Here is a 16106-nt window from a genome sequence, read left to right as displayed (position 1 = left end):
TTTCTCCATTTGCAGAAGTGTATAAGTAACAATCCATTAATGGAGACAATAAAGAAAAAATATAAGTCGTACACGGCTACCTGCCCATTTCTCCATTTGCAGAAGTGTATAAGTAACAATCCATTAATGGAGACAATAAAGAAAAAATATAAGTCGTACACGGCTACCTGTCCATTCTCCATTTGCAGAAGTGTATAAGTAACAATCCATTAATGGAGACAATGAAGAAAAACCATAAGTCATACACGGCTACCTGCCCATTCTCCATTTGCAGAAATGTATAAGTAACAATCCATTAATGGAGATAATGAAGAAAAACATGAGGCATATACGGCTACCTGCTCATTTCTCCATTTGTAGAAGTGTATAAGTAGTAATCCGTTAACGGAGAATAGGGTATGGAAAGAGCTGATTTCCCGTAGATGCGCCTCCTTATCCCCGAATTATGAACGTAAGTCACATGGTTATGGAGAGATATCCATCCTTTTATGGGGAGAGCAGTCGACAAATACCTGATGGAAATGCCCCGCAAACCACAGGGGAATAGCCATACAATGGGCTGATACACAATAATTATTGGATAAACGTGGTCCGCTCCTGCGGACAGCAAGTTGTCTTTTCGTTAAACGAAAACAGGACGGTTTAACGGCGAAACGCCGCCAAACCGCCCCCTCTCCCCAAAAGCTCCGGAGTCGCTTTTTTATGAGCATCTATTCGTTCCACACTTACCAGTCTACTTATATTTTTATATAAACAGTTTAATCTTTATTTGATTGTCATACATTTGTACGTTAGTTAATAATTCTATAAATTATAACTTTGAACAGGCATGGACAAAGGCCGATTGATTGTTGGAATCAGGTATCCGGCATCTCAAGGACTTGGAAAAGAGAAAATTGTGAGCAATTATTCGTGCGCCATGAGGCACTTCATGCAATTCTGAAATGAGGTAGACATAAAGATAGCAGATCTGACTGTCAACCTGATGAAGGACTTTCAAGCCTATCTGGTTGGAAAAGGACTCAAGATGAATACCATATCGTTATATAACCGGATATTGAAAACGGCTTATAACTATGCGCTGGATGAGGAAATCCTGCAAACGGACAAACGACCGTGACAATATAGTTCTGATTTATCTTTGATTATAGGAACTGTACCTGCACATACTGGTTGATAGCAGTAGTATTGATATTGGTAGGGAAGTATATCTTTTCTGTCAAGTGGTCAGTATATCTCCTTTTGAAAGTATAGAAAGTACGTTTTTATGGATAAAGTGTTTTTTAGAGATGAAGTATAAGTTCGGAAAAACGTGTTATCCAGCGCATTCCTTTATACAAAAAAAACGGGGAACAGTAATTCAAGGGCTTAATTTTAAAATTCATGTGAATTTTGTTCACAGTTGTTTTCATGTAATCAAAAAACTTTTTAACTTTGCAATCGGACTATATAACCTGATTCCTAGTTGTCACAATTAGACAAGTTCTTTCATGATGATAGGTAAGGTAGCCTACGCCGTGCCGAGTATGGCGGAGTTACAATATGACAAAGCAGTACAAGGCGGGCATTGGGTGGGAAGTGTAGTCCAGACATAAAAGGCGTTTACTTGACGCTGTGTTTAAGACGGTCTGTAATCTAGCAAATCACAGTAAGTTTGGTCTTGAACGTAGCAACGGTAGATGTCCCGGGTGTGATATATCAACCTGAGGAGACCTTATAAGCACAAATTGTATCCATGAGGGTGCATTATGTCTGTTTATCTAGGTCTCTTAACGGTAACGATAATTCATATCGGCGTGGGCTCTGACGTTGTCTGTTCGACCAAAATAGGCAATTGCTAGAGCCTCAGACCGTGGAATGGACAACAGGACGATTCCACGCTTTTTTGTCCACAACCGATTTCTGTTTAGAATAAGGTTAGGTCATCAATATGAATGTCGTAGCGCATACATCAGGTGATGTCAGCACCCATGGAGGCGGTGAAAGACCTCCCTGCACCGGGCTTATCCCCGATGCCCTCCCCGAAGTTCAAAAGCCTATTAGTGCAGAGAACTCATATACAGGGGTGTCCACCAAATATGCTTTGTCGGGAACTGTTCCAAAGACAATAAAGAAAACCAAGGAAGATTCCCATTGGTATGCTCTTCGCACCACTTACGGCAGAGAGAAGAAAGCTTACGACTATTTGACAGGAAAGAATATCGAAGCATTCCTTCCCACCTTGACTTCTGTGAAACTGATTGCCGGTAAGCGCAGAACCGTAGAGGAGTCTCGTCTTCCCAACATCTTTTTTGCCTATGGTACGGAAGACGAGTTAAAAAAACACGTTTACGACAACGTAAACCTTCCATACCTCCGTTTTTATTACCGCCATTTCCATGAAGGAATTCGAATTATCAAAGAACCTCTCATTGTCCCTACGCAACAGATTGAGAGTCTCAAAATTATTTGTGCTTCCAAGGTGGAAGATATCATCCTTGTACCGACAGATAACAATAAGTTCCAAACGGGTCAAAAAGTACGCATAATTCACGGTAAGTTTAAAGGAGTTGTCGGACAAGTCGCACGTTTTTGCGGTCAACAGCGTGTGGCGGTTATAATTGATGGAATGCTTACAATAGCTACCGCATATATACCGAGTGCGTTTCTGAGTCCAATAGATTGAAAATTCCACATTCATTGCAGATTTTATATGAGCAACAAAATTATCGATTACTTTGAGGGGCTTAGTGTTAACATAGTGCATATAGCCCAATCGTATGCTTCAGACAACCGATCGCCACAAATAGAGCCTGTCCATATTTTTAGGGCACTCTTACATAAAAACGCAGGGTTGGTTAATTTTATAGAAGATACTCTTGATAAGGATTATTATTATTTGCTTGATTGGTGCGATATTCATATTCAGCAATGCGGGAAATCACCCTATCCGATGAAAAAAGCGGAGTTCTCGCGAGAGAGTAAAAGCGTTGTGAAAGAAGCGTCCTCATTGGAAGAACAATATGGCACGGATTCCAATAAGTTGGAACTGCTGTTGGCGGCGTTGGTCAGTCCCGGAGTCGGATTCACTTCGGAGCAGTTAAAAACCATGCCGCTGACAAAAGATGAAATTCTTTCGGTAATAACCGACAGAAGAAGACATGTGTCTGACAATAAGAAAGTATCCGTGCAATCCGTATCATATAACAATCGCCCCAATACCTATTGTAACCCTTTGCTTAGCGACAATAACATTGAAATTATTGGCATGGATAAAGAGTTGCGCTCCTTAATTGAGATTCTGGCCCGAAAAGATAGGGCCAATGTTCTTATCACAGGTGAGACCGGAGTGGGCAAGACCTCCTTAGTACATGGATTGATAAACTTGTTGAAAGAGAATAAATTCCCAGCAGCCCTTGACAATATCAAGCCATACGAGCTTGACCTTATATCGTTAAGTCAGGGAGTCAGCTATAAAGGAGAAATAGAAGACAGATTCAAGACTGTTATTGACGGATTTCAGGAGGTTGCGCAGCCTGTATTGGTTATTGAGAATTTCCATAGTATAGGTGACAGTACCTCTCCTCTAAACGCCATAATGCCATTAATAAAAAAGGTACTCTCTGGCAACACATTACAGTTCATCTGTATAACATCGATTGACGGCTATACCAAGAACATTGAAAAAGATAAGGAACTGACAGCTTATTTTGAGAAAATCTTGTTGGAAGCTCCGTCAGAAGAATCTGCCATTGACATCTTGAACAGCAAGAAGAACACATACGAGGAATATCATCATATTACTTTAGGTGCAGATGTTATTCCAGAGATTGTCCGTCTGGCAAAAAGGTATATGCCGGAACGTAATCTGCCTTCATCGGCGATAGATCTGTTAGACAGATCTATGGCATCTATAAAAATAGAATGGGAGTTGTCATCATCAGATAACGGAACCGAAGAAATTATCCTGCAAAAAGATGATATTCGCAATGTACTCGCAAAGATGACGGGTATTCCGATGGGAAATATCCAGTCGGAAGAACGGCAGAAGCTTTCAAGCGCAGAAGAAATCCTTCATAAAAGAGTTGTAGGTCAAAATCATGCTATAAAAAGTATATTGGATGCCGTGTTTGAATCCCGTTCCGGTCTGAATAAGAAGGGCCAACCCATAGGCTCATTCTTCTTTCTTGGCCCTACAGGAACTGGAAAGACCGAATTGGCGAAGTCATTGGCGGAATTTCTGTTCAATGACGAAACCTCCATTCTCCGATTTGACATGTCCGAATACAAAGAGGAGCATTCCGTGGCACTTCTTTACGGTGCGCCTCCGGGATATGTCGGTTATGAGGAAGGTGGCTTGTTGGTCAATCAAATCAGACAGCATCCATATTCTGTGGTTTTGTTCGATGAAATAGAGAAAGCGCACAGGTCTGTATTTGACCTGTTCCTGCAGATACTTGATGAAGGTAAGTTGCATGACCGTCTCGGACGTATCGGCAATTTCTCCAATGCACTTATTATTTTCACTTCCAACATCGGAAGCGACTATATCTTCAAGTCTTTCGGAAAAGGGCATGTGCCCACACACGACCAGATGTTAGAAGTGATGCAAGGCCAGTTTCGGCCAGAATTCTTGGCAAGGCTCACGGAAATAGTTCCGTTCTCGCCCATTACATCAGAAATGATAGACCGGATTTTTGATATTCACATACAAAACCTGTTGAAGATGCTGCATGAGCAAAATATATCTTTGACCATTGATGAGTCCGCCCGCAAATATATCACCAAGGTCGGATTCAACGCACACTACGGAGCGCGTCCGATTCTCGGAATTATAAGAAAAGAGATTCGCCGCCCCTTATCGAAGTTGATTATTTCCGGTGATATCAACGGTGGAGATTCCGTCACCATGAAATACAATGATGAAACAAAGGAAATTGTTTGGGATATAGACACTCCGGATTAACATGATTGTTTATGAATATACCAAAATGGTTGAAGAGATTGTTCCATAAAGGAACAACAAGCCATGAAGAAAAAGAAGCAATTAACGATACTATAGCAAAAAACAGAAGAACAATGGCAAGAAAAACCGTAATTTCTAAAGTTGTTGAGGAAAACGCACAGGATGGTATCATCGAGTTCCCGCAAAACAGGACACTCTATGTCGACCAGTTCACGGATGCGGCTCCCAACACCGACGAAGACAGGGAAGGCTTTAAAGCGAAAAGCATGAAAGATGTTTTTGAACATTTCCAGCCCGTAAAGGAAGGAATCACCCTGTCCACCGAAGAAGGTGGGGCTGTTTATGAAGATTTCCAATTCAAGCAAATGAAGGATTTCGAAGATGAGCAACTTATCGCACAAAGCAGATTACTGAGTAAGATGAAATCTAAAATTGATGCGTATAACTCAGTAATCCGTCAGTTGGAGAAGAACAAGACACTTCGTAATGCACTGAAGAATGACATGGCGCACGAAGATTTGAAGAATGCACTCAAAGCACTCCTATCGGAACTGGAAGATGCTGAGTAATAACGAATAAAGAACGAAATATTATGGCAGCAGAAGAACAGAAAAAAGAATCTTTAACCGAAGGACTGGAATTACAGGAGCCGAAAAAAATTGTAACCAATCCTGCCGAACAGCTTCAAAACAGTTTGTCCGGGCTTGATAAATTTGGTGGTTTCCAGTTATTGAAAGGGCTTATCAAGGGAGTGGAATATATGGATCCCCGAAAGAAAGCCTCCAAGAATGTCTTTTTGAATGACAGCGCATACGAGGATGCAAGAAAAAGACTAAAGAATGAGCTTTCACTATGGATTGAAATCCTTGAGTCCGGAGGAAAAGACCCCATGGAAATCGTTGAGTCCTGTAAAAGCGAGTGCCAAAAGGCAGAACGGAATTTGAGTGAGAACCTGTTTTGCATTCACGATGAAATTCGTAAGCTTGAAACCACATACAGGATCTTAGACGCGTTCTTCGCCAATGCCGGACAAGGCAAAGTGAACTGCATTACACTCATGAATGTCAACAAGGAGGAACTTGGTGACAATGACTCGGAAGACACGTTGGCCATCCGTGACGAGCTTGAACGATATTTTGACCGTCTGAACTTGAAGAACAACTACAGTATGCTTGTGGTTCCAGGGTATCTTGGTGATGCGGAAACCGTACGTATGTGGGCACAAACTGCTTATAGGAATAAAGTAATAATGCTCACAGATTTTAAGGACAGCATGAATTTCGAGATGCTCAAAGAGGAACTTGATGATGCTAGCTTGCAAGGAACAGATCCCTATTTGGGTAATATTGTGATGACTGCCAATTATATACTCGGTCGCAAGAAATCAGAGCTTGCCGGTGAGGATGAAGACTTGTACATTCCCGCTTCCGGTGCTTTGGCAGGCAGAATGTCAAATACGGAAGAGACAGTGATAGCCCAAGCGGCAGCAGGAAAACGATATGGTACTTTAGATAATGTCAAAGGTGCCCGCATGGATTTACGCAAATCGGAAATCGCAGCTCTTATTGACCTTGGGGTTATTCCGATGGTTGAAGAAGATGGACGGACAATGGCATTCTCTAACCATACATTGTATAATGGAGCCTCAAAGGGGTTACAGGAATATTCAATTGTCCGTGTATTTGACTGGATAGGAAAGGTGTTTGAGAATTATTGCAATGACCATGCCATGGAGATTTGGACACCACAAATTAAGTCAGAGATTACACAGGATATCCACAATTTCCTTAGTGATTACAAAGGTCCCGGTGGTATCATCGAGAAATATACCAATCTCAAAGTAGATCAAGACCCGAAGACAAAAGACATTAGTATCAATGTCGAGATTACGCCATACTTTGCGGCACAGAATTTCTTCATCGAACTGACGGGAAGAAACACCGCTGCCGGTGTGGATTGGGAACAAAATACGAAAAACGCATAAGCGTTCAATAAATCATATTATTAGTTTTTAAATCATTAGAACAATGGCAGAAACAAGAACCGTGACCATCAATGCAGATGGTATTCAGGAGCGCGAAGTGGCTTATGTTCGCTACGAGCTTAATCAGCAGACCGATGTGGAGGGACAGCCTACAGGCCGTACCCGTGGTGGCAAGATTACCGTAAAGGTAAAGTCTAAGAATGACGGTAATACCGAGATTCTTGAGTGGATGTGCGACACCTACATGAGCAAGAACGGTGTCATCTCTTTCCCCGACAAAGACGGAGGTGAGATGAAGCGTCTCAACTTCAAGAACGGCTATGTCGTAGAGTATGCAGAGACATATGATGACACCAACGAGACAAAACAGTTTGAGGAGTTTGTGATTTCCGCAAAGGAGATTCAGGTCGGCAACGCTGTTCACAACAATAGCTGGACTATCGACAAATAATTCAGAACACAAAGACACAAAAGGTGGTTGGAGGTTATCTCCATGGTAACCTCCAATTATCCGATTTTAAATCTGAAGAATATGGCACTTCAAGGTCAAGTTAAGATTCAAGGTGGCGGAGAGTATGGGATTGTGGAATGCGAATATGAATTTTCACAATCTGTTGATGAAACAGGCAAACCGACGACACGCACCATGGGTGGAGTAATCCGATTCGTAATGCCGGCCACTTGTGATGACGATCAGTTCTTTTATAAGTGGATGTTCAATAAAACTGCCGTTTATTCCGGTACCTTCCGCTTTTGCGTGTTCTCCAACGACAATAGAAAGAGGTATAAGACGGTTGAGTTTACCAATGCTTATTGCATAGGGCTAAAGGATTATTTTTGTGATCATGACAGCAAACTGATGTACACAACCGTCACCATCAGCGCAGAGGTAATACGTGTGGGAACCGGATTTATGGATTCAGCTGTTTTCACGAATGATTGGGCATCGTTAACATCCCAAATTCAAAGTCTAACCACATTCTAATAGTGTGTAAACCATGTCGATATCCATAAGAAACATTTCGGTAGCCATTGATGGCACAAAGTCAACAGGTTTTTGTATAGAATTGGATGGGGCAAAATGGAGGCTTGACAATTTCCTGTTGAGCCAGTCTCTTCTTTCCCCTAACGTCCTCTCGTTCTCTCTGCATAAAGAACCAGATGAAAGGCTCAATGAAATATCGTTTAATGTTTGTGGCGCGATTATCGGTAAGGAGATCTTGGTTTCGTTAGAGACAGACAGTATAGAAAAAAAGACGCTGAAAGCCGAAACGGATTCAGTGGCGGACATTGAGTTTGCAGGAGTTATCACAGGTGCTTCGGGTAGTAGAAGTCGAAGTGAATTTACCGTAAATGCGGAAGCATGCAGTTGGGATGCGTTGCTTAACGATAATCCAGCTTGCAAGTCTTTTGAGAAGCAAACATTGAACGACATTGTAAACGATATCATTGACGATTACTCCGAGCATCTTGATTCGGAGATAGATGCCCGTTTCACAAACACCATTCCGTATTGTGTGCAATACAATGAGTCAAACTATCAGTTCCTGCAGCGTTTGGCGAGACGTTATGGAGAATGGTTGTACAACGATGGAAAGAAAATCATCTTTGGCAATCTCATCGAGGGCGAGAGTGTCAAGCTCGCCTATCCCAGCCAAGATGTTCCATCTTATAATGTGGATTTGAAAATGCGGCATGTGGCTTTCAATCATGTCGCTTCATCTTATAACTCATACGACGCTAACCAAAAGGAAGGTGTTGAGGAAATGCAACGGGAATATAACATGCTGAGTGAACAGGTGTTCCGGGCCTCTCAGTCCTGTTTCGTAAAACCTACGCTTCAGAACCTTCATTCAGGAGGCTTTGCCGACACGGACGGACGTGAGATTGTTTTGAATGTATCGACAAAAACACAGGCAAGAGGTGAAAAAGCGAGTATGCTCACCTATTCAGGCACTACCTACTGCTCGAAAATAAAAATCGGAAGCAAATTGGTTATTGTGGATAACTATATACCGGACACTTCTCTTTTGGAGAGAAGCAAAGTGGAGCAAGACGAGATTCTTATAACGGAATTAGTGCATTACTTCTCTGCCGACGAGACCTACAGCAATCGTTTTATAGGCATTCCTTCCGCTTGCGACTATCCCCCTTATTCTGATAGCGATGTCTATCCTATTGCGCAGTCGTGTCGTGCCAAGGTGAAAGATAACGAAGACCCGAACAACCTTGGCCGTGTTCGTGTTCAGTTTGACTGGCAGGCTCAATTGGATGACACCATGATGACACCGTGGCTTCGCATGGCTCAGCCGTATGCCGGTGGTGGCAAGGGCTTCAGTTTTATTCCTGAGATTGATGAAGAGGTTATGATAGACTTTGAGGGAGGTAATGCGGAGCGTCCCTACGTCAAGGGTACATTATATAATGGTGTAGGCGACCCTGATAGCGCATGGTTACCCAACAACAATAGCAGTAACCAAATAAAAGCCATCCGCACACGCAACGGCCATACCATTGAAATACACGATGAAGGCAATGATGGTTACATCCGCATCTATGATAACGAGAAGGAGAACTACATTCTCACTTTCTCAACCGATGAAAAGCTGATAAAACTTGAATCAACGGGTAATATCGAACTGTATGCCCAAAACGACATCATTATGCACGCCGGACACGACATCAATGCCAGTGCGGACAATGACATTTTCATTGCGGCATCGCATGACATGCAGCGCACAGCCGATAATGACATCCGTGAACATGCTGGTAATGACCGTTCTACGTCTATTGACCGCAATGACTCACTCACGGTTGAAAGCAACCAGTTCATTAATGTGAATGACAACAAAGACGAGCAGGTGGCGCACAAATTACAGGTGACAGCGGAGAATATTCGTATTGAAGCGACGGAAAAACTTCTTGAATATTCCAATGTTCATCAGCAAAAGGCTAATGACTCAATGGCGATGAACTCAGGAAACAGAATTGATATAAAATCTGGAGTTGTAAAAGTACAATAAATAAAAAATAGTCTATGATAAACTTTTTTGCACCAAAGATTTGCATTGACATTATCGTTAATAATTCGTGTATAAGGGTTGTTTACAAAAACGAATTGCTAATGAAAGGTACATATGATTCCTGTATGAGTAAAATTAGGCAGATAGTAAACAACATTCCTATTAAAGAAGAAAAAACTTTTGTGTTCAACATCATAAATAAGGCAAGTTCAGAGACAGTCTACGAAGTCGATAGGTCATACTTTAGAAGCCAACTATTTCTGTTGAACTGTTCGTGTAGTTCTGACATAAAAATTAATGAAGGACCGTTTAATCTATTTGCGTAAAATCCGATGTCAGATTCTTACGTTACATCACAAGCGACTATCAAGTGCTCATGTGGCAACAAGTGTGCCAAGCTGACGATATATCCGGATAGAACTGTATTTTTGACAGAAAAGCCAATGGCAAATATATCCGATCATGTGTCGATGTATAACATTGCACCATTTGGCAAATGTCATACGACCGCATATCCACCGACTGGTTCTGCCACGGCTGCCAATCATGGACGCCTCACGCCCATGCCCTGTGTGCCGGGAACAGTCACAGAATGGATTAACGGAAAGAATGATTATATCGTAAAAGGGAAACCGGCTCTTTTGAAATCGTCTTATTGCCGTTGTCAGTGGGGAGGGATAATTACCATAATAAATGATGGACAGGTTAATTCAGGTACTCTCGATATGAAACGCGAATTGCGCGAAACAAGAGAAAATTTGATTAAGAATATCGAAATTGAGTTAACATCTTCAGAATGTGATATATTGGACGGCATATAATTAGCACTAGATATTGCCGGTTTCGCTCCAGGAATAGGCATATTTGCCGACATAATAAATGCAGCCATGTCAGCAACTCGTGGCGATTTTTCATCAGCAGGATTGTCTCTTCTTACTGCTGTACCTTTAATTGGCGATGTCGCAGCGGCTTCTAAAATAATTAGACATGGCATTAAGATTTCTAAAACGGCAGAAAGGGGTGGCGTTAGAGTAGGAAAAGGAGAAGTGAGACTTTTAAAACAAAATGTATCAAAAGGAAAAGCGAACAAAAAATTTGTTAATAAAGGAAATGAATCACCATTTGGAAGTGATTTGATAAAAGTAAAATTAACAGAGGATAAATCCTTTGTTAGGGTTGCTACTTCTGATAATGTGAAGGGTAGATGGATGATGGAAAAAAAGAAATAGAAGGACTAACTCCAAGGGAAATTAAAGAAAAGTTTGCATTACCAAAAGAACCTGATAGGTTTTTTGAGTTAAAAGTTAGAAAAGGTGCCATTTTACGAAAAAGTAAAGTCGGTGGTAATTCTTTTGGGAAAGGTGGTGGTGTACAGTATTATCTTCAAGAAAATAGTTTCTCAAGAGTTGATTTTGAAAATGTTTCTACGATGAAATTCTAATAGAATTAGTTTATGGGACCAATAATAGCACAGGTTGTTAGGGTAGTAGCTACTCAAGTAATAAAATATGTTGGCAAACAAGCAACAAAACAAGTTGGCAAACAAGCCGGAAAGCAGCTAGCAAAACAAGTTAAGAAAGAAACGACAAAAACAATAAAGAACAATAATATAGTTGGTGGCAATGCAGTAAAAAGGCAATCTATTGGTGAAAAATTTGAAATAGGTAATAATAAACATTTTGATTCATTAGACAAGATAATTGAAAGCAATCTAAAAAAAGATCATTCTGCAAAACAGCAGGTGTCAAATTATTTGAAATTTGGATTGCCTGGCAATATGCCTAAAACGAATATCTTCAAAATGCCCCGTCTATGATTAGCATTGCATTGTCATCAACTCTTTTTACACCAATTCATTATATTTTTGCTGTAGTTAAATATGTTAATGAAGAGATAAAGGTTCTACCAAACAATACCATTCACATCACGGACTGGGGAAAACCCTTGGACGTGAAAGAAATGTTTATGAACTTACATGATGGCAATTCTGTAGCTCACATTCTGTGGTTTTCAATAATTGAGAATAAATATTATGAATTCATACAACCATTAGAAGAGTTCTTTATTAAAGACTATGGCCAGTTAATAATTGGATGTTCAAGCAATGGTAGGGTTTGTATATGGAATTATGATGAAAAATATTCAAAGATTATTCTTTATACAAAAGGGACATGTGTTGATAGTTATATACGGCGACAAATAAATAATGAAAAAATCATTATCATTTCAGAAAAAGAAAAATATAGTCCAGACGAATTAAGTACATTTTTTTGCAATGAACTTTCGCATAAAAATGTGTCTACAGAATCTGATTATATTGTACTTGACAACTATATGAAGCAGTTCACATATCATTATGTAATTCAATTTAAGAAATGGAAAAACGATAAATGGGAGGAATTTTTGAATGAAGATGTCATCTCTGAGTTTGATTATATAGAAGAAACACTTTTTGACGGCACTCACGACAAACTTCATGATGGAGGCCTCCTCAAATATCATCAAGCCGGCAAACCCAAGAAACTTGCCATCAAATGGAACATCGGGAAATCGGAATACTCTGCTTACTTTTGGTTTGAGGATGAAGGAATACGGGAGGTGTTCGACAAGTTCTACGGAGCACATCCCGACACAAAGACAGACTTTATCATCCGTATTGATGCAGAGAATAGGAAATATGAGCTGGCATTATATCGGTATGGATTGAAAGAGCCACAGGTGATACTGGAAGATGTGTATCAGCTATTGGTGTTCAAGAATAAGTTTGAGGATTATCGTTCCGACAACTACAATCAAGAACGGGGAGCTTGGGTATGGTAAAAAAGGATGTTAGGTTTATCTGCAAAGTATCTTAAGATACTTGACGGGCATCAAAAGAAGACAAGAATAATAACAATAAAAAATAATTCATTATGGTAACTGAAGAAATGTACGAAGAAGAGGATTTTATCATCAACCTTACCATTGACGGTACTGAATTTGAGGAGGTGGAAGTGAAAGTGACAGATCCGAACAAGACCATCCGCGATCAGATAACAAGCATTGTATCGGTGTTCGAGCTTCCGAAAATTGACAACGGCGGCAATCCAATCCAGTATCTGCTTGGTCAGATAATAGACGAAGGCGAAGAGCCTGAGATATTGGAGTTTGAGGATGAGGACGGGCGTGAGCAGGCTCTCATCGACTACAATATCCAACCCGGAGACCACTTGCACCTGATTTCTGTACCTATCGCTGGATAAGGAGGAAAACGTATGATGAACGACACGATTAATAATTTCAATCAGAAAGAATTGTCAGGCAGAGATGCCCGGCTTTGGAAAGAGTGGAAAGAATTGGACACGCTTTGCGGCAAGCGGAAGGCTGCCAGCGCCAATCCCCGCCAGCCTTCTATCTCTTATATTGTCCGTAGAAAGAACGCAATGGGACTTCCTACCGAATACGAAATTTGGTATCGATGTAAATCCATTGTGGGTGTCATCGGAGATACTGTACCTAGAGAACCCAAGTTCGGTTATCTTCATAAGATGAGTATCGTGCTCCCTAATAATTATCCATCAGCGGACGGTAATCCTATTTTCACGTTCCGAACAGATGTATGGCATCCCAATATCAGATACTCAGGTAGCTTTAAGGGGCATGTGTGTCTGACCATCAAGGAGATGGGCGTACTGGCTTCGTTGAAGGATTTGGTGCTTCGGGTGGAAAGATACTTAAAATACCAGATGTATCATGCACAGAATACTTATCCTTATCCCGAAGACCAAAACGTGGCAGAATGGGTGCGTGAGGAAGGGGAACCCAATAATTGGGTACGTTTCAATCAAGAAATGCCAGTACTCGCCACGCCTGCGGTAAAAATAATGGAGAACACCAAAACAACAGAGAAAGTAAAACCGACTATTAAATCAAGAACGATATGAGAAAGACTGTATTATTCTTGTGGCTACTATTAACATGCTCTGTCCGCCTTGCGTATGGCGATGAAATTAGATCCATTAAATTAGACAACAAAGGGCATGACAAAGAAACCGTTTCTTTGCCTTTTTGTAATATTTTTGTGGAATTACAACCTGAAAATGATAAAGATCAATATAGAATCTCAGTAAGATTGGAGAATGTCTCAGAAGACAAGATTCTTTATCTTTTTGACAGATCTTATAATGAGAAGACACTGAAGAAGATGCGTATCGTCTATGAAAAGTTGTTCCCCGGAACTAAAGGTAAAAGAATCGCGGAAGCCTGTGATGGATTATCTGAGTCGTGCAGGCTCTTGCCCTCTTCTGAAACGAAAAGTATTCTGAATTTCCAAGACAAAGAAAGTACCATTAAGTGTAGATTACCCATCTACATCGCCCGATACAGCGAGAAAAATTTTATAGTCGTCAAGAAAAGCAGAATATCTTTAGCACAAAAAGAAGTGATAGAATTGAATATTGATGTGGAATTGAAACCAGATGAGGACTTCATCAGGCTGTCTGAAGCAACCGATAGCCTTGTCTATGAAATCGGGAAACAGACATTCTGCTCCAATAAGAATCATAGGGGTACTTCTTTAGAAACTTTATATAAGATCTATAATAAATCGATTGACGATTTGAAAGAACAAGTAGAGCGAATCGTCAGCAGCCGCAATTATAGTTCTTCAAACAAGGGTTATCAGCAATTCATGGCTATTCACAATAGACTTGACTCGATTGATTTAAAGAAATTAACTGTTACTTCATGTAGCAATGACAGGAAGAAAGTTATTCATAACTGCAAATATTGTTCTTTGTCAATTGAAGACATCTATAAAAGGTTGGAAATCTACTATATTGATCTTCACAATGGGAAAAAGACAAAGGGACAAATCTTAGGTGATGTTGAAGCCTTATATAACTGTGCGCAAAAAAACAACAGGCGAGCCAAGGGTAATTATATGTCAAGAATCACAACATACTACAATCGAATAAAATCGAAATGACATGAGATTCGTCAGAGTTATACTATTGGGATGTTTGTTATTGCCTTTTCATCTATATGCCAAGGTGAAAAAGGATACGATTTATACAACCGACGGCGACAGGATAATCCTGACTTATGAAATTATCAACTCTGCCAATCAAACTACAATCAAATTTATTGGACAGCAGAAGAAATTAGGAAGTATAAATTATAAGTATAAGGATCTCAGTAAGGTCGCGGTTATGTTTTTCGACCGGACAGGCAATTACAGTAGCGATGTATCTGTCATGGATATGGTTCCCGAGGCTTTTATGATACCTCCCGGAGTTGAATATCAGAAATCTACGGATGGATTCTATCTGGTACAAGCAGAGCCAAAGCTGTCTTTCAATGTCAAATCTAATACGGAAATACTTATACCTATCTACTTAGCATATAAGCCAAAGAAAGGCCGATATTTGTTATTTGGTAAAAGCAGGGACTTGAAAATTCCTCTTGGTTCAAAAGAAGGAACAAACATAACAAAAACGTCTACTCAAACGATCACTTCAACGATGGAAATAGAATCGGATAATACCGTCGCAATTAAAGTGCTTGAAAGCGTTAATATTATAAAGGAATTGCTTTCAGAAACCACAGAGCTTCCATTCTCCGACAACCTGTTGGATGAAATCAATTATCTGCGGCAAAAACGCCGTGAAATCACAGATGACGCGCTTGTCTCGGAGATAACGGATGTCCTGGACAGGTATGAATCCAAGAAACGTATGTTGGAAGAAAGGAACGCCGAAGAACTACAGGCACAACAAAAGGCGGAAGAATTAAGGGCACAGCAAGAAGCCCAAGTGATTAAAGCGCAGAATGATTCTATAGCAGTCGCTCAACAAGCCGCATCTGAAAAAGAGAAGGAACGTAACTTTTGGATGATTATAGGCGGTATTGTACTTGCCGTACTTGCATTCATCGGTAATCAGATTTTCCAAGGCATTCAAAACAAAAGGAATCAGATGCGGATGATGGATATGCAGCAGAACATCGCAAACAAGGCGGAAGCGGAGGCTAAAAGGTGTGCTCGTAATGCAGTAAGATCTAAAAGGAATCGGATTGTTGCCGAAACCAAGCACAAGGCATCTACCGCAATTCGAGGTAAAAGCACTCTCAACATAAATGGGAAATCAAAAAAGGCATCAATCTAATAAGGTTTATC

Annotated in this window: 17 protein-coding genes; all 17 read left to right on the top strand. The window is 40.5% G+C overall.

Features of this window, described 5'->3' with window-relative positions; translation table 11 throughout:
- Positions 1 to 985 precede the first annotated feature (985 nt).
- Positions 986 to 1120, top strand: a complete 135-nt coding sequence (locus K6V26_RS01870) for a phage integrase SAM-like domain-containing protein (protein ID WP_262905163.1) — start codon at positions 986 to 988, stop codon at positions 1118 to 1120.
- Positions 1121 to 1930: 810 nt separating this feature from the next.
- Complete coding sequence (locus K6V26_RS01865; protein WP_087339454.1) at positions 1931 to 2665, top strand: UpxY family transcription antiterminator; 735 nt, start codon at positions 1931 to 1933, stop codon at positions 2663 to 2665.
- 267 nt (positions 2666 to 2932) lie between these two features.
- The gene (locus K6V26_RS01860) at positions 2933 to 4945 is read left to right on the top strand and encodes an AAA family ATPase (RefSeq protein WP_224264464.1); all 2013 of its coding nucleotides are present in this window, start codon (positions 2933 to 2935) and stop codon (positions 4943 to 4945) included.
- 11 nt (positions 4946 to 4956) lie between these two features.
- Positions 4957 to 5514 carry a hypothetical protein gene (locus tag K6V26_RS01855; RefSeq protein WP_224264463.1) on the top strand — a complete coding sequence of 186 codons (558 nt, stop codon included), beginning with the start codon at positions 4957 to 4959 and terminating at the stop codon, positions 5512 to 5514.
- 23 nt (positions 5515 to 5537) lie between these two features.
- Positions 5538 to 6929 (top strand): hypothetical protein, encoded by a 1392-nt coding sequence (locus K6V26_RS01850; RefSeq protein ID WP_087339445.1) that lies wholly within the window; start codon positions 5538 to 5540, stop codon positions 6927 to 6929.
- Between the two features lie 43 nt (positions 6930 to 6972).
- Entirely contained in the window at positions 6973 to 7380 is a 408-nt protein-coding gene (tssD, locus tag K6V26_RS01845) for a type VI secretion system tube protein TssD (protein ID WP_087339442.1), read from the top strand.
- Between the two features lie 81 nt (positions 7381 to 7461).
- Positions 7462 to 7914 carry a type VI secretion system tube protein TssD gene (gene tssD, locus K6V26_RS01840; protein WP_140396718.1) on the top strand — a complete coding sequence of 151 codons (453 nt, stop codon included), beginning with the start codon at positions 7462 to 7464 and terminating at the stop codon, positions 7912 to 7914.
- Positions 7915 to 7927: 13 nt separating this feature from the next.
- Positions 7928 to 9952, top strand: coding sequence for a type VI secretion system Vgr family protein (locus tag K6V26_RS01835; RefSeq protein WP_087339436.1), 2025 nt, complete (start codon positions 7928 to 7930; stop codon positions 9950 to 9952).
- Positions 9953 to 10284: 332 nt separating this feature from the next.
- Positions 10285 to 10773, top strand: coding sequence for a DUF4280 domain-containing protein (locus K6V26_RS01830; protein ID WP_087339430.1), 489 nt, complete (start codon positions 10285 to 10287; stop codon positions 10771 to 10773).
- A gap of 66 nt (positions 10774 to 10839) precedes the next feature.
- The gene (locus tag K6V26_RS01825; RefSeq protein WP_087339427.1) at positions 10840 to 11181 is read left to right on the top strand and encodes a hypothetical protein; all 342 of its coding nucleotides are present in this window, start codon (positions 10840 to 10842) and stop codon (positions 11179 to 11181) included.
- Positions 11157 to 11393 carry a hypothetical protein gene (locus K6V26_RS01820; protein WP_087339424.1) on the top strand — a complete coding sequence of 79 codons (237 nt, stop codon included), beginning with the start codon at positions 11157 to 11159 and terminating at the stop codon, positions 11391 to 11393. Before K6V26_RS01825 ends, K6V26_RS01820 begins: the two co-directional genes overlap by 25 nt.
- 12 nt (positions 11394 to 11405) lie before the next feature.
- A complete protein-coding gene (locus K6V26_RS01815) occupies positions 11406 to 11768 on the top strand; it encodes a hypothetical protein (RefSeq protein WP_087339421.1) in 363 nt (120 codons plus the stop codon).
- Between the two features lie 479 nt (positions 11769 to 12247).
- Entirely contained in the window at positions 12248 to 12772 is a 525-nt protein-coding gene (locus K6V26_RS01810) for a hypothetical protein (RefSeq protein WP_140396717.1), read from the top strand.
- A 92-nt stretch (positions 12773 to 12864) separates the two neighbouring features.
- Positions 12865 to 13194, top strand: a complete 330-nt coding sequence (locus tag K6V26_RS01805) for a hypothetical protein (RefSeq protein WP_087339414.1) — start codon at positions 12865 to 12867, stop codon at positions 13192 to 13194.
- 12 nt (positions 13195 to 13206) lie between these two features.
- Positions 13207 to 13875, top strand: a complete 669-nt coding sequence (locus K6V26_RS01800; RefSeq protein ID WP_087339411.1) for a ubiquitin-conjugating enzyme family protein — start codon at positions 13207 to 13209, stop codon at positions 13873 to 13875.
- Positions 13872 to 14918, top strand: coding sequence for a hypothetical protein (locus K6V26_RS01795; RefSeq protein WP_087339408.1), 1047 nt, complete (start codon positions 13872 to 13874; stop codon positions 14916 to 14918). The genes K6V26_RS01800 and K6V26_RS01795 overlap by 4 nt, the downstream gene beginning before the upstream one ends.
- Before the next feature lies 1 nt (position 14919).
- The gene (locus K6V26_RS01790; protein WP_087339405.1) at positions 14920 to 16095 is read left to right on the top strand and encodes a hypothetical protein; all 1176 of its coding nucleotides are present in this window, start codon (positions 14920 to 14922) and stop codon (positions 16093 to 16095) included.
- Positions 16096 to 16106: the final 11 nt, after the last annotated feature.

Source organism: Parabacteroides goldsteinii (genome assembly GCF_020091425.1).
GTDB classification, from domain to species: domain Bacteria; phylum Bacteroidota; class Bacteroidia; order Bacteroidales; family Tannerellaceae; genus Parabacteroides; species Parabacteroides goldsteinii.
Note: the sequence above shows the minus strand (reverse complement) of the source record. Positions and strands in the feature narration are given on the sequence as shown.